We start from the raw sequence: 12662 nt of genomic DNA, 5'->3' as shown, positions 1-12662 counted from the left end.
ACAGTAAGACTCAAGGAAAGGTCAAGCCAAGTGACCGTTACCGGAATCATCACCGCGATCATCGTCGGCGCGATCATAGGGGCGCTGGGCAGGCTGATCCTGCCGGGACGGCAGCCCATCGGCATCCTGCTCACCATCGGCGTCGGCATCGTCGCCGCCCTGCTGGGCACCGCGCTGGCCCAGTGGGTGGGCGTCGCCACCACCCGCGGAATCGACTGGATCGAACTGCTCTTCCAGATCGTCCTGGCCGTGATCGGCGTGGCCCTGGTCGCCGCGTTCCGGCGCGGGCGCACCCACCCGCAGTGACCGTGGCCGGGCGGACGCCGCCACGGCGCCGATCGAGCCCGGTGCGTTCTCACCGGCGGCCCGTGCGGGCGGCCGGGGACGCGCCGGGCCCTTTGCGTCTCGGCGGGCCGGCCGCCGCTACCCGCGCCGGCCGGCCGGGGGCAGCCCGTGGCGGCGCAGCCGGGCCCGCCGCAGGTCGTCCGCGCTGACCAGGACGGTCAGCGCGCTGGTGAGCAGGGCCAGCAACGGCACCGCCACCCGCAGCCACCAGGCCCCCGGCAGCAGCGCCAGCAGGGCGCACAGCGGAAGCATGACGGCCAGGTGGCGCAGCAGCAGCCGGCCCCGCCACCCGGCGTCGGTCAGGTCGTGCCACACCCACTCGCGGTTCTCCGGCGGCAGCCGGAAGCCGAGCGCATAACACGCCCGCCGCCACGGCGAGGGGTCGCCGGGCAGACGGGTCACCGCGCCTCCCGCCCGGGCCGGCGCACCCGCGTCAGGACGTGCCCGCCGAAAGTCCGCCGGTCAAAAGTCGCCGCCGAAACCACCACCGAAGTCGCCACTGCCGAAGTCCCAGCCTCCGCCCAGGTCGCCGGCGTCGCCGCCGAGCTGGTCGCCGTGGGCGCCCAAGCCCCAGCCGGGGGTGAGCACCGCGCCCAGCGTCGTCCCGATCAGCATGCCGCTGAGCAGGTCGACGCCGCCGAAACCACGGTAGTAGCCGCCTGCGTAGGGGGCGTAAAGGGGGCCGGCGTCCCAGTAGGGCCGCCGGGTGCCGCCGACCGGGACCAGGCGGGCGTCGGGATCGGCGCCGCCCTCCACCGCCTCGGCGTCGGCGGCGCAGGCCGGAACCTCGCGCGGCGTGCCGCCGGGCGGCGCCCACACCACGTCCCGGGCGGACGGGCCGTGCTGGGGGTTGAAGAAGCACGGCGGGCGGCGTTCGGGCACGGGCTCGCTCGCCAGCCGGGCGCGCACCGCGGCCATGTGGTAGCGGCCGTCCTCCAGCGCCGAGGTGACCTCGCGCATGTCCTCGGGGCGCCGTGCGGCCGCCACGGCGGCCTTGGCGGCGTCGTAGGAGTCCAGCGCCCGCGCATAGTCCTCGCGCGCCGCCGGGTCCAGCCCGGGGTCGGTGACGCGCAGGTCCAAGGCGGCGATGTCCTCGCCCAGCCTGGTGACGTCCTCTTGGACGCTGTCTTTGAGCTCGGCCATCTGCCGGGCCAGGCGCCTGCGGCCGCGGGTGCGCGACACCAGCATCAGCCCGGTGACCGCGGCCGCGACCAGGACCAGCAGCACCAGCATCACGTACGTGGTGATCGCGCCGGAGCGGGCGCTTTCAATGGCCTGGTCCTCGGCCAGCCGGCTGAAGGCCACCAGCCGCTCTTCGATGCCGCCGCCGCCGGTCTGCGCGATCAGCCGGTTGAGCTCCGTGCCGGACATCCGGTCGGAGATCGCCAGCATCCGGTCGTCGGCGGTGATCGCCACATAGGTTCCGCCCCGGTCGAGGCGGCTTTGCACCGCGCGCAGCATCCCGATCAAGGTCCGCTGGTCCACCCCCGCCCGGGTGACGACCGCCCGGACGTCGGCCCGGTCGGCGGCCTCCAGCGCCCGGCGCACCCGGGCCTGGCCCGCGGCGTCCAGCGCGCCGCGGGCCTCGGTGGTCACATACAGCCGGGAGGAGCGCAGCCCCTCGGTGATCTGGCCGACGGTGTCGGACCGGGCGGGCGCGCCCGGCGCGATCAGCGCGACCAACAGCAGCAGCCCGGCCGCCGCCACCGCGGCGGATCGGGCGACGATGGTGCCCATCTCCTCATGCCTGCCTCTTCAGATAGCCGGACGGACCCGGGCCGCCGCTTCACGCGGCCAGGTAGCGGAGCACCGCGCCCACCCCGTCGGGCGGATCTATGGCCTCGGTGAAGACGATCTCGGCGTCGGTGGTGGCGGCCGCGCGGGCCAGCACCGCCCCGGCCGTGGCGCGGCGCGGCTCGGCGACGCCCAGGTCCTGCAGTTGCCGCCGGGAGACGCCCAGCTCGTGCGGGTGCGGCCCATACCACAGCTCGCCGCGCAGCGGGCGCACCACCAGCAAGGTCTCCACCTGGCCGTCGCGCAGCGCCTCGGCCACGTCGTTCAGCCCGGCGACCGCGTCGCCGCGTCCGTAGGCCTCCCGGAAACGGGCCACCACCGCGTCATGGCGCTCGTCGATGACCCGCTGCAGGATCGAGCGGACCTCCTTCTCCCAGGCCGCCTCATCGGCGCCGGGGCTGCGGCTGCCGTGCTCGGCGAGCACCGCGCGGCGGGCGTAGGCCTCCCCGAGGTCCTTCATCACCAGCTCGCGGGCGCGCACGTCCCCGCTGACGATGATGACCTCGGCGTCCACCGCGTCGGCCTGCCGGGCCGTCTCGGTGGCGACCTCGCGGGCGTTGGTCTCCCAGGTGTCCTCGGCGCTGCGCTGGAAGTGCGAGTGCGACCAGCCGCCCCTGTTGACCTTGCGGATCGGCCATTCGATGCCCTCGACGGTGGTGACCGTCCGCCGCCGCTCGCCCACGCTGACGATCTCGGCGCCCTGCCGGTCGGCCTTGACGCACACGTGCCGCACCGGCTCCTCCCGGCGCTCCAGCAGCGGCATCACCTCCGGCAGGTCGCCGACGTGCGCGATCACCTCCAGCGGCGGTTCGGGCAGCACCTCCTGGTAGATCACCCGGCCGCCGGCGGCCAGCAGCGCCCGGCCGGGGGCGGGGTTGTCCCGGTCGGTGACGATGTCCGCGATCGCCTCCAGCGTCGCGGTGTCGGCTCCCCGCCGCTGCAGCTCCTCGCGGGCGTTGCGCCAGCGCAGCGTCAGCGCCTTGGTGGCCTCGACGGTGTGCCGCCGGGTGTCCAGGTACAGCGAGACGAACGGACCCGGCTGCTCATACAGAGGACGTAGAAAGGCCAGTTTCACAGGTGGCTCCCTCCTTTGGGCTGCCCCTACCCAGCAGGCGGGAACCATGCCTGGCCTGGGACGAAACCCCCGTATCCGGGCGCCGTCCGGGCCTGGGGAGACGAAACGGCCCGCCGGTCTTCGCGGCATGACGAGACCGGCGGGCCGGAAACCGGGCCGGGCCTTAAGCGTCCTTGATCTCGCAGATCACCGCGCCGTTGGTGACGGTGTCGCCGACCTTGGCCGACAGGCCGGTGACGGTGCCGGCCTTGTGGGCGGTCAGCGGCTGCTCCATCTTCATGGCCTCCAGCACCACCACGGTGTCGCCCTCGGCCACGGTCTGGCCCTCTTCGACGACGACCTTGACGATGGTGCCCTGCATCGGGCTGACCAGCGAGTCGCCGCCGGCCGACGCGCCGCCGCCCTTGCGGCCGCCGCGGCGGCGGGCGGGCGCGGCCTTGCCGGCCGCCGCGCCGCCCGAGGCGCCCAGCCCGGCCGGCAGCGTGACCTCCAGGCGCTTGCCGCCGACCTCCACGGTGATGCGCTCCCGCTCGGCCGCCTCACTCTCCTCGGCGGGGTCGGCCTGGTAGGGGGCGATGGTGTTGTCGAACTCGGTCTCGATCCAGCGGGTGTGGACCGCGAACGGCTCGCCGACATAGGCCGGGTCCTCCAGCACCGCCCGGTGGAAGGGCAGCACGGTGGGCGTGCCGTCGACGGTGAACTCCGCCAGCGCCCGGCGGGCCCGCTCGATGGCCTGCTCGCGGGTGGCGCCGGTGACGATCAGCTTGGCGATCAGCGAGTCGAACGCCTGCGGGATGGTCTGGCCCTCCTCGTACCCGGAGTCCAGCCGCACCCCGGGGCCGGAGGGCGGACGCCAGGTGCGCAGCGTCCCGACCGCCGGCAGGAAGTTGCGCCCGGCGTCCTCGGCGTTGATGCGGAACTCGATGGAGTGACCCCGCACCGGCGGGTCGTCATAGCCCAGCTCCTCGCCGGCGGCGATGCGGAACATCTCGCGCACCAGGTCGATGCCGGTGACCTCCTCGGTGACCGGGTGCTCGACCTGCAGCCGGGTGTTGACCTCCAGGAAGGAGATCGTGCCGTCCTGGCCGACCAGGAACTCGCAGGTGCCGGCGCCCACGTAGCCGGCCTCCTTGAGGATGGCCTTGGAGGAGGAGTACAGCAGCTCGATCTGCTCGTCGGTCAGGAACGGGGCCGGGGCCTCCTCCACCAGCTTCTGGTGGCGGCGCTGCAGCGAGCAGTCGCGGGTGGAGACCACCACCACGTTGCCGTGCTTGTCGGCCAGGCACTGGGTCTCCACGTGGCGGGGCTTGTCCAGGTAGCGCTCCACGAAGCACTCGCCGCGGCCGAACGCGCCGATCGCCTCGCGCACCGCCGACTCATACAGCTCGGGGACCTCTTCCAGGGTGCGGGCGACCTTCAGGCCGCGTCCGCCACCGCCGTAGGCGGCCTTGATCGCGATGGGCAGCCCGTGCTCTTCGGCGAAGGCCACCACTTCCTCCACCCCCGACACCGGGTCCTTGGTGCCGGCCACCAGCGGGGCGCCCACCTTCTGGGCGATGTGGCGGGCCTTGACCTTGTCGCCCAGCGCGGTGATGGCCTCCGGCGGCGGCCCGATCCAGATCAGCCCGGCGTCGATGACGGCCCGGGCGAAATCGGCGTTCTCCGCCAGGAACCCGTAACCGGGATGCACGGCGTCCGCGCCCGAATCCGCCGCGATCTTGAGGATCTTCTCGATGTCCAGGTAGCTTTCGGCGGCGGTCTGCCCGCCCAGCGCATAAGCCTCATCCGCGATGCGCACGTGCAACGCGTCCAGATCGGGCTCGGCGTAGACGGCCACACTGGCCAGGCCGGCGTCCCGGCAGGCACGGGCGATGCGTACGGCGATTTCGCCGCGGTTGGCGATCAGGACTTTGCGCACCTACGTCTCCTCCCGAGGTGCCGCTCCCAATGCGGACCCCGCTCTGACCGGCGGCTCCGTGCCGGACCGGCGACCCTTGCAAACCTGCTCGGCAGTCTAGATAACCGCGTTCGGTGACTTTCGTAAGCCCCCGCTTTTATCGTTCGCCCACACACTCGCGCCGGACTCGACCACGGCACGGCGGCGCGGAAGGGCTTTGGGAACAAGGTTGCCCGCGGCGGGTCTTCGGGCCGCGGGTGTATCTTCCGTCTTGGCTAGCGTTTGACCATTCGATGGGGATGAATCGATCGGCGCCATGGGCCGTCGTCTCGGCCGTGGCCGGTGGCGCCGCAGCGTGGTGATCGCAGGAGCCGCCCGGATGCCTCGCCGCCCGACCCGCCTGTGCAAGGCGGCCGGTCCGGCCGTCGTGCTGCTGGCCGCCTGCCTGCTGACGCACTCGTCGGCCGCCGGACCCGCCGGCCCGGTCACGGTGGACGAGGAGACCAAGCAGCAGCTGACCGCCGCCGCCCGCACCATGCTGGAACGCCGCACCGAGGCGCTGGTCCAGCGGTCCCGCACCCGGCCGCTGCCGTCGGAGGTGCTGGGGGTGCGGATCGCGCCGGAGCTGGCCAGGCGGCAGCAGGAGGCGCTGCGCCGGCTGAAGACCCGCAACCGGGCGCCGCTGCCGGGCGGGCCTCCGTTCACGGCGGCGCGCACCCGGCTGGAGGAGGCCACCGTCGTCCACGAAGGCGACCGGATCACGTTGGAGGCCACCGAGTACACCGAGGTGGAGTACGCCACCCCGGCCGGGGAGCGGGCGATGACCCAGCGGGTGCGGCGGCGCTTTGAGTTCGCCACCGAAGGCGGCCGCATCACGCTGGTCGGTGAGCAGGTGGTGGACCCGGACGCCGACCCGATCAACGACCCGGGGGACTACCCGCCGCCTCCGCTCCCGCCGCAGGCTCCGCAGCCGGCGGCGCCGGAGTCGGTGGGCTGAGCGGCGGCCGCTTGTTGCCGCGACCGGTTCGGCCGAACGCCTTCCACATGCGCCGCTCATGCGCGTAAATAGTGATGTCACCGGTGCCGACGGAAGGAACGGGGCAATGAGCGACAGGCGGGGCGCCAACATCGCGGCTCTGGAAGAGCTCTCCCGCATGTTCAGCAAGCACGCCAGGAACCTGGACGCGCTGATCAAGGACCTCAACGGGCGCACGGTGAGCAGCACCGAGATCTGGTGGGGGCCGGGCGCCGACCGTTTCCGCGCCGCCTGACAGGAGGCCAAGGCCACCTTCGACCGCATGGCGCTGGCCCTGGAGGAGGGCAGCCGGGACATCAAGCGCTCCCAGCAGAACATCGAGGCCGCCACCCGCTGAGGCGGGCGGCCCTCATCCGCCGCCTGCGGGCCGCTCCAGCGAACGGGTCAGGGCCGCGGCCGTGGCGCGCAGCCGCTCCAGCAGCTCAGGCGGCCGGACGACGTGGAAGTCCGCGCCCAGCATGGCCAAGATCATGACCGGCCAGTCCAGGGAGTCGGTGTTCATCTCCAGCCGGCAGGAGTGCTCGCCGGTGGCCTCGACCCTTCCCCAGACGCCCAGGGCGCGCTGCACCCGGGCGGCGGGCGCCTGCACGTCCACCACCACGCGGTGACGGCTGGGAGCGGCGGCCAGCCGGCGGCACACGAACGCGGCGGCGTCCCCTCCGGGGATGGGCCGGGGGCGGAAACGCTCGCCGGCCGGCAGCGGGTCGCCCAGCCGGTCGACCCGGAAGACGCGCCAGTCCAGGCGTTCCAGGTCCCAGGCCACCAGGTACCAGCGCCGGTCCAGGGCGACCAGGCGGTGCGGCTCGACCGTCCGCGCGCTCTGCCGGCCGTCGCGCGCCCGGTAGGCGAAGCGCAGCCGCTCGCCGTCGCGGCAGCACTGGGCCAGCACGGTCAGCGCCTCGGCGTCCACCGCCGGGCCCGCACCGCCCGTGCCGGGTTCGGTGTAGTCCTGCAGCGCCTGGACCCGCCGCCGCAGCCGGGGCGGCATCACCTGGATGACCTTGGCCAGCGCCCGCACCGAGGTCTCCCCGACGCCGGCGCCCACCGCGCCCGCGGCGGCCGAGCGCAGCCCCACCGCGATCGCCACCGCCTCCTCGTCGTCGAGCAGCAGCGGCGGCATCGCCGTCCCCGACCGCAACTGGTAGCCGCCGCCGACCCCGCGTTCGGCGTCGACCGGATACCCCAACTCTCGCAGCCGGTCGATGTCGCGCCGCAGCGTCCGCTCGCTCACCCCCAGCTTCGCGGCCAGCTCCGGCCCCGGCCAGTAGCGGCGGGTCTGCAGCAGGGACAGCAGCCGCAGCATGCGCGCGCTCGTGCTCGCCATGGCCCCATCATGCCGGTCTATTCCGGACAGATATTGACCGGAACCCTCCTTAGCGTGAGGGCATGACCGCACCGATGATCCGCACCCGCGGATTGACCAAGCATTTCGTCGTCAAAAAACAAGTCGTCGAGGCGGTGCGCGGCCTGGACCTGACCGTCGAGGCCGGGGAACTGGTGGCGCTGCTGGGCCCCAACGGGGCCGGCAAATCCACCATGCTGCGCATGCTCACCACCTTGCTGACCCCCACCTCCGGCACGGCCCACGTCGCCGGGCACGACGTGGTGGCCGACCCGCGCGGCGTGCGCGCCCGGATCGGCTATGTCGGCCAGGGCAACGCCGCCGCGCACGGCCAGCGCGGCCGGGACGAGCTGATCAGCCAGGGCCGCGCCTACGGGATGAGCCGCGCGGCGGCCCGCGCCCGGGCGCAGGAGCTGATCGAGTCCCTGGAGCTGACGGAGGTGGCCGACCGGGTGGTCTCGTCGCTGTCGGGCGGCCAGCGCCGCCGGCTGGACATCGCGATGGGGCTGATCCACGCCCCCCGCCTGCTGTTCTTGGACGAGCCGTCCACCGGGCTGGACCCGCAGAACCGGGCCAATCTGGCCGACCACATCCGCCGGCTGCGCGCCGAGCACGGCACCACCGTGGTGCTGACCACCCACTACCTGGATGAGGCCGAGCAGCTGGCCGAACGGGTGCTGGTGATCGACCGCGGCAGGCTGGTCGCCGACGACGCCCCCGAACGCCTCAAGGCCGAGCACGTCGGCGACCTGATCACGCTGACCTTCGACCGCGAGGGCGACGCCCGGCGCGTCGCGACCGAGCGGCCGGGCCTGCCGACCGGCGCCCACCTGGAACGCACCGGCGCGCGCCTGCGGATCCGCGTCGACGGCGGCTCCCGCCTCGTCCCCGGGCTGCTGCGCCGCCTGGAGAACGCGGGCGCCGCGGTGGCCGCCGTGGAGGTCGCCCGCCCCACCCTCGACGACGTCTTCCTCAACCTGACCGGCCGCAGCCTCCGCGAAGAGAACGCCACGACCGCCACCGAGGAGAAGGCATGACCGAACTACAAGAAAGGACCGCCCTCCCCCAGGGGCCCGCGGACGAGGCCGGGACGGTCGTGCGCACCACTATGCTCTCCGACATCGCCGTCGTCTTCACCCGCGAGCTGCGCCCCCTCCTGCGCGACCCGTTCTCGCTGGTGTTCGCGATGGTGCAGCCGCTGTTCTTCCTGGCTTTGTTCGGCCCGCTGCTGCCGGACGGCGTGGGCGGCGGCGCGGCCCTGCAGTGGTTCGTGCCCGGCATCATCGTCATGTCGTGCCTGTTCGCCGGCTCGGCCACCGGCTCCAACCTGCTGTATGAGATGCAGACCGGCTCGCACGAGCGGATGCTGGTCTCCCCGCTGCGCCGGCCCGCCCTGATCGTCGGCCGCGCGCTGAAGGAGATCGTCCCCTCCATCGGGCAGGCGCTGCTCATCATCGCCGTCACCGTCCCGTTCGGTTTCCGCCCCGACCCGCTCGGCACCGTGCCCGCCCTGCTGATCGTGGCGACCTTCACCGTGGGACTGGGCGGCCTGTCGTACGCGCTGGCGCTGGCGTCCAAGAACAAAGAGTCGCTGTTCTGGATCGTCCAGCAGACCTTGCTGTTCCCGCTGCTGCTGCTGGCCGGGATGCTGCTGCCGGTCGATCAGGGACCGGCCTGGCTGCAGGTGCTGTCGAAGTTCAACCCGCTCACCTATGTGGTGGACGCCGAACGCGCCCTCTTCAACGGCGAGCCGGTCTCGGCCACCGTCGCCTACGGCGTCCTGTCGGCCGTGGCCATGGCGCTGGTCGGGCTGCAGGCGGGCATCACCGCCATGCGCCGCGCCTGAGCCCCGGCTTGGGCCGTCCCACAACCGCACGGCGGCCGTCTTGTGCACCGCCCCCGAGGCGGTGGGCAGGCGGCCCCGGCGCGGCGGCGCGGCTCAAGGACGCACTTACACTCGGCGCGTCGTTGCGCTTGGAGGAGCAGGAGACGCCCATGGCCGTGAACCCCACCGGAGAGGCCCTCAAGAAGTTCCTGGAAGAAGACCCCGGCGGCCCGGTGGTCATGCTGAACCTGCTGCGGTTCGCCCCCGGCGGCCGCAAGCCGTACGCCGAGTACGCCCGCGAGGTCGCCAAGCGTTTTTCGGCCCGCTACGGCGTGGAGGTGCTGTACGCCGGGGAGGGCTCCACGGCGCTGGTCGCCGAGGACGGCCAGGCCTGGGACGCGGTGATGCTGGTGCGCTACCCCAGCCGCGAGGCCTTCAGCCGCATGGTCGCCGACCCCGAGTACCGGGAGGTGACGGGGCTGCGGACCCAGGCGCTCACCGAGGCCGTGCTGCAGGCGACGACCCCCTGGAACCCCGGCGCCCGGCCCCGCGAGGACGCCGGCTGACCGCACCGGACCGTCCGTGTCCGGAATCGGCATTTTGCCGTCGGTCCCACCGCGCTGCTGGAATGGTGGTTCACTGAAAACGGCCGCAGGACGACAGGCGGCACCGCCGGCGCCCGGGCGCCGGCATCGGGACGAACGGGCGACGGACGGACGCTATGGCACTGCAACCTCTCCGGCCGGGGGACCCGCCCGTGGTCGGGGGATACCGGCTGCTGGGCCGGCTCGGCGGCGGCGGCATGGGACAGGTGTTCCTGGGACGCTCCCCGGGCGGGCGCCCGGTCGCGGTCAAGCTGGTGCTGCCCGGCCTGTCCGACGATGAGGGCTTCCGCCGCCGCTTCGCCCAGGAGGTGGAGGCGGCCCGCCGGGTCGGCGGCTTCCACACCGCCCAGGTGGTGGACGCCGACCCGACCGCCGACCCGCCCTGGCTGATCACCGCCTATGTGCCCGGCCCGTCGCTGCAGGAGGCGGTCGATGCGCACGGCCCGCTGCCGCTGCACACCGTGCTGCGGCTGGGCGCCGGGCTGGCCGAGGGCCTGGCCGCCATCCACTCCTGCGGGCTGGTGCACCGCGACCTGAAACCGGGCAACGTGATCCTGGCCGCCGACGGCCCGCGGATCATCGACTTCGGCATCGCCCGCGCCGTCGACGCCACCGCGCTGACCGCCGCCGGCTCGGTGATCGGCACCCCCGGTTTCATGTCTCCCGAGCAGGCCCGCGGCGCCACCGACCTCGGCCCGCCCAGCGACGTGTTCTCCCTGGGCTCGGTGCTGGTCTTCGCCGCCTGCGGCCGCGGCCCCTTCGACGGCGATTCGCTCGCCACGGTGGTGCACCGCATCACCTCCGCCGAACCCGACCTGCCCGCCCTCCCGCAGCCGCTGCACGACCTGGTCACCGCCTGCCTGGCCAAGGACCCCGCCGCCCGCCCTTCGGTCTCCCAGGTGCTGGAGCGGCTGTCGGCGGCCTCCCCCCAGGAGACCGCCGGCCCCTGGCTGCCCCCCGCGGTGACCGCCATGATCGCCGAACGGGAGGCCCCCGAGCTCGCCGCTCCGGCGCCCGCTCCCGCCGACTCGCCCGGAACGTTCCCCAAGTCGTTCGGGGCGTCCAGCGGATCGGTCCCGTTCGGGGCGCCCGTGCCGCCGCTTGCCGCACCCTCCGGCGCGGATCCCTCAGCCGGGTCCGCCGCGGCGCCGCTGGAGGCGTCCATGCCGTATGACCGACCCGGGCCGTCCGGAGCATCCGCCCCCCTCGGGGCGCCGTCCGGTCCGCCCGCGCCTTCCGGACCCACCGGGCCGCCGCCCGGGGTGGCCTCTGATCCGTCCGCCTCTTTTGGACCGGGCGAGTCGTCCGGAGCGCCGTTCGAAGCTCCCGCACCGGCTGACCGGCCCGGAGAACCCGCCTCGTTTGGAGCATCCGGTTCGCCCGTGCCGTCCGGTGGGGCGGCCCAGCCGCCGTTCGGGGCGCCTGTGCCGCCTGGGGCGCCCGCCGGGTTCGGCGGGCCTGCGCCGTTGGGGGCGCCCGAGGAGCCTGCGCCCTTCGGGCCGCCACCGGGGCCGTTCGCCTCTTCCGGGGCGCCGCCTGTGCCTGACGGCGCGTCCGGGACGCCGCTGGGGGGTTCCATGCCCGCTGAGCACCCTGGGGCGCCCGGCCCGTTCGGTGGGCCCGCGCCGGTGGAGCCCTCGGCCGGGTCCGCCGGCGCGTCCGGAGCACCGCCGGGAGCCGCTGCGCCGCCCGACCGGTCCGGGATGCCCGGAGCACCCGAGGCGCCCGCGGCGTTCGGGCCGCAGCCTGGGCCGCCTGGATCACCTGCGCCCTTGGGAATGCCGCCGGCGCCCGGTGAGCCGTCTGGGGCTTCCACACCGTCTGAGCAGCCCGGGGCGCCTGCGCCCTTCGGGCCGCCGCTCGCACCCTCCGGAGAGCCCGCGCCTCCCGGAACACCTGGATCTTTCGGGACGTCCGGGGCGGCTCCATGGTCTCCTGCCGGAACGTCTCCCGCGCCGCCGGGCGGCCCGGCCGGACCGTATCCGGGGGCCGCCGGATGGGGACCGGGCGCCGGAGGGTGGCCTCCCGCCGGTCCCGGTGGATGGCAGGGGCCTTACGGCTCCGGGCAGCCCGGTGCCGGGGGAGCCGCTGCCCCCTACGGGGCGGCGACCATCCCGGGCGGCTACGCCGATGCCGCGAAACAGCCCGCCGGACGCGCTAAGACGAAGGTCGCCGTGGCGGGCGCGGCGGCGTTCGCCCTGATCTGCCTGGCCGCCGTGGGGCTGTATGCGGTCTCCTCCGGCTCCGGCGAGGAACCGGCCCCGGTCGCCCGGACGAGCGCGCCGCCGGCCGCTCCCCACAGCGGCGCGGTGAACCCGCCGGCACCCGTCCCTTCGACACAGACGCCGCAGCCTTCGGCGACGCCGCAGGGCCGCAGGAGGGTGGCGGGCCTGCTCGGCCTGTGGGAGGGCACCTACACCTGCACTCAGGGACTGACCGGCATGCGGCTGAGGATCAGGAGGTCCTCCGATAACGGGCTGGAGGCGGTCTTCCGCTTCTTCGCCCATCCGAGCAACCCGGGAGTTCCCTCCGGTGCCTATCTCATGAAGGGCACCTACACCGACGATGGTGTTCTCCGTCTGCAGGGCGAACGCTGGATCAGACGTCCCGCCAACTACCTGATGGTGGACCTGGTCGCCCGGATCCCCGTCAACCGTCCTTCGCGCATCAGCGGCACCATCGAATCCGACGGCTCGTCCTGCACCACCTTCTCCGTCACCCGCCGCTGACCCGCCGGAGAGGG

General features: G+C 73.9%; 12 protein-coding genes. 7 read left to right on the top strand and 5 right to left on the bottom strand.

Annotation, left to right across the window (positions count from 1 at the left end):
• Positions 1 to 30: 30 nt before the first annotated feature.
• Positions 31 to 306 carry a GlsB/YeaQ/YmgE family stress response membrane protein gene (locus tag TCUR_RS20515; RefSeq protein WP_012854489.1) on the top strand — a complete coding sequence of 92 codons (276 nt, stop codon included), beginning with the start codon at positions 31 to 33 and terminating at the stop codon, positions 304 to 306.
• 117 nt (positions 307 to 423) lie between these two features.
• Here TCUR_RS20515 and TCUR_RS20510 read toward each other — a convergent pair whose 3' ends face one another.
• From TCUR_RS20510 to TCUR_RS20495, 4 genes are all read right to left on the bottom strand, one after another.
• Positions 424 to 747: a DUF5313 family protein gene (locus TCUR_RS20510; RefSeq protein ID WP_012854488.1), complete on the bottom strand. Its 324-nt coding sequence runs from the start codon at positions 745 to 747 to the stop codon at positions 424 to 426.
• Positions 748 to 807: 60 nt separating this feature from the next.
• On the bottom strand, positions 808 to 2082 hold the full coding sequence (locus tag TCUR_RS20505; protein ID WP_012854487.1) for a hypothetical protein: 1275 nt from the start codon (positions 2080 to 2082) through the stop codon (positions 808 to 810).
• Positions 2083 to 2131: 49 nt separating this feature from the next.
• A complete protein-coding gene (locus tag TCUR_RS20500; protein ID WP_012854486.1) occupies positions 2132 to 3214 on the bottom strand; it encodes a baeRF2 domain-containing protein in 1083 nt (360 codons plus the stop codon).
• Positions 3215 to 3377: 163 nt separating this feature from the next.
• The gene (locus TCUR_RS20495; RefSeq protein ID WP_012854485.1) at positions 3378 to 5132 is read right to left on the bottom strand and encodes an acetyl/propionyl/methylcrotonyl-CoA carboxylase subunit alpha; all 1755 of its coding nucleotides are present in this window, start codon (positions 5130 to 5132) and stop codon (positions 3378 to 3380) included.
• A 358-nt stretch (positions 5133 to 5490) separates the two neighbouring features.
• On the opposite strand from TCUR_RS20495, the gene TCUR_RS20490 reads away from it, so the two are divergent.
• Positions 5491 to 6108: a hypothetical protein gene (locus TCUR_RS20490; protein WP_012854484.1), complete on the top strand. Its 618-nt coding sequence runs from the start codon at positions 5491 to 5493 to the stop codon at positions 6106 to 6108.
• Between the two features lie 106 nt (positions 6109 to 6214).
• Positions 6215 to 6382 carry a hypothetical protein gene (locus TCUR_RS28135; RefSeq protein WP_012854483.1) on the top strand — a complete coding sequence of 56 codons (168 nt, stop codon included), beginning with the start codon at positions 6215 to 6217 and terminating at the stop codon, positions 6380 to 6382.
• 114 nt (positions 6383 to 6496) lie between these two features.
• On the opposite strand, the gene TCUR_RS20480 is transcribed toward TCUR_RS28135, so the two are convergent.
• Positions 6497 to 7471: a helix-turn-helix transcriptional regulator gene (locus TCUR_RS20480; RefSeq protein ID WP_148233069.1), complete on the bottom strand. Its 975-nt coding sequence runs from the start codon at positions 7469 to 7471 to the stop codon at positions 6497 to 6499.
• 74 nt (positions 7472 to 7545) lie between these two features.
• Here TCUR_RS20480 and TCUR_RS20475 point away from each other — a divergent pair, with 74 nt between their 5' ends.
• The 4 genes from TCUR_RS20475 (at position 7546) to TCUR_RS28130 (ending at position 12648) form a co-directional block, all read left to right on the top strand.
• On the top strand, positions 7546 to 8526 hold the full coding sequence (locus TCUR_RS20475) for an ABC transporter ATP-binding protein (RefSeq protein ID WP_012854481.1): 981 nt from the start codon (positions 7546 to 7548) through the stop codon (positions 8524 to 8526).
• Positions 8527 to 8585: 59 nt separating this feature from the next.
• Positions 8586 to 9335, top strand: a complete 750-nt coding sequence (locus tag TCUR_RS20470) for an ABC transporter permease (RefSeq protein WP_245536911.1) — start codon at positions 8586 to 8588, stop codon at positions 9333 to 9335.
• Between the two features lie 149 nt (positions 9336 to 9484).
• Entirely contained in the window at positions 9485 to 9880 is a 396-nt protein-coding gene (locus TCUR_RS20465; protein ID WP_012854479.1) for a DUF1330 domain-containing protein, read from the top strand.
• A 155-nt stretch (positions 9881 to 10035) separates the two neighbouring features.
• Complete coding sequence (locus tag TCUR_RS28130; protein ID WP_012854478.1) at positions 10036 to 12648, top strand: serine/threonine-protein kinase; 2613 nt, start codon at positions 10036 to 10038, stop codon at positions 12646 to 12648.
• Positions 12649 to 12662 lie beyond the last annotated feature (14 nt).

It is taken from the genome of Thermomonospora curvata DSM 43183, from assembly GCF_000024385.1.
Classification (GTDB): Bacteria; Actinomycetota; Actinomycetes; order Streptosporangiales; family Streptosporangiaceae; genus Thermomonospora; species Thermomonospora curvata.
The sequence above is the reverse complement of the archived record's forward strand: the minus strand, read 5'-3'. Positions and strand labels throughout refer to the sequence as shown.

What these genes read in the sequence shown, in the direction of transcription:
- TCUR_RS20505 (WP_012854487.1), bottom strand. Translation starts at nt 2,082, where the DNA reads ATGGGCACCATCGTCGCCCGATCCGCCGCGGTGGCGGCGGCCGGGCTG.
- TCUR_RS20490 (WP_012854484.1), top strand. Translation starts at nt 5,491, where the DNA reads ATGCCTCGCCGCCCGACCCGCCTGTGCAAGGCGGCCGGTCCGGCCGTC.
- TCUR_RS28135 (WP_012854483.1), top strand. Translation starts at nt 6,215, where the DNA reads ATGAGCGACAGGCGGGGCGCCAACATCGCGGCTCTGGAAGAGCTCTCC.
- TCUR_RS20480 (WP_148233069.1), bottom strand. Translation starts at nt 7,471, where the DNA reads ATGGCGAGCACGAGCGCGCGCATGCTGCGGCTGCTGTCCCTGCTGCAG.
- TCUR_RS20475 (WP_012854481.1), top strand. Translation starts at nt 7,546, where the DNA reads ATGATCCGCACCCGCGGATTGACCAAGCATTTCGTCGTCAAAAAACAA.
- TCUR_RS20465 (WP_012854479.1), top strand. Translation starts at nt 9,485, where the DNA reads ATGGCCGTGAACCCCACCGGAGAGGCCCTCAAGAAGTTCCTGGAAGAA.
- TCUR_RS28130 (WP_012854478.1), top strand. Translation starts at nt 10,036, where the DNA reads ATGGCACTGCAACCTCTCCGGCCGGGGGACCCGCCCGTGGTCGGGGGA.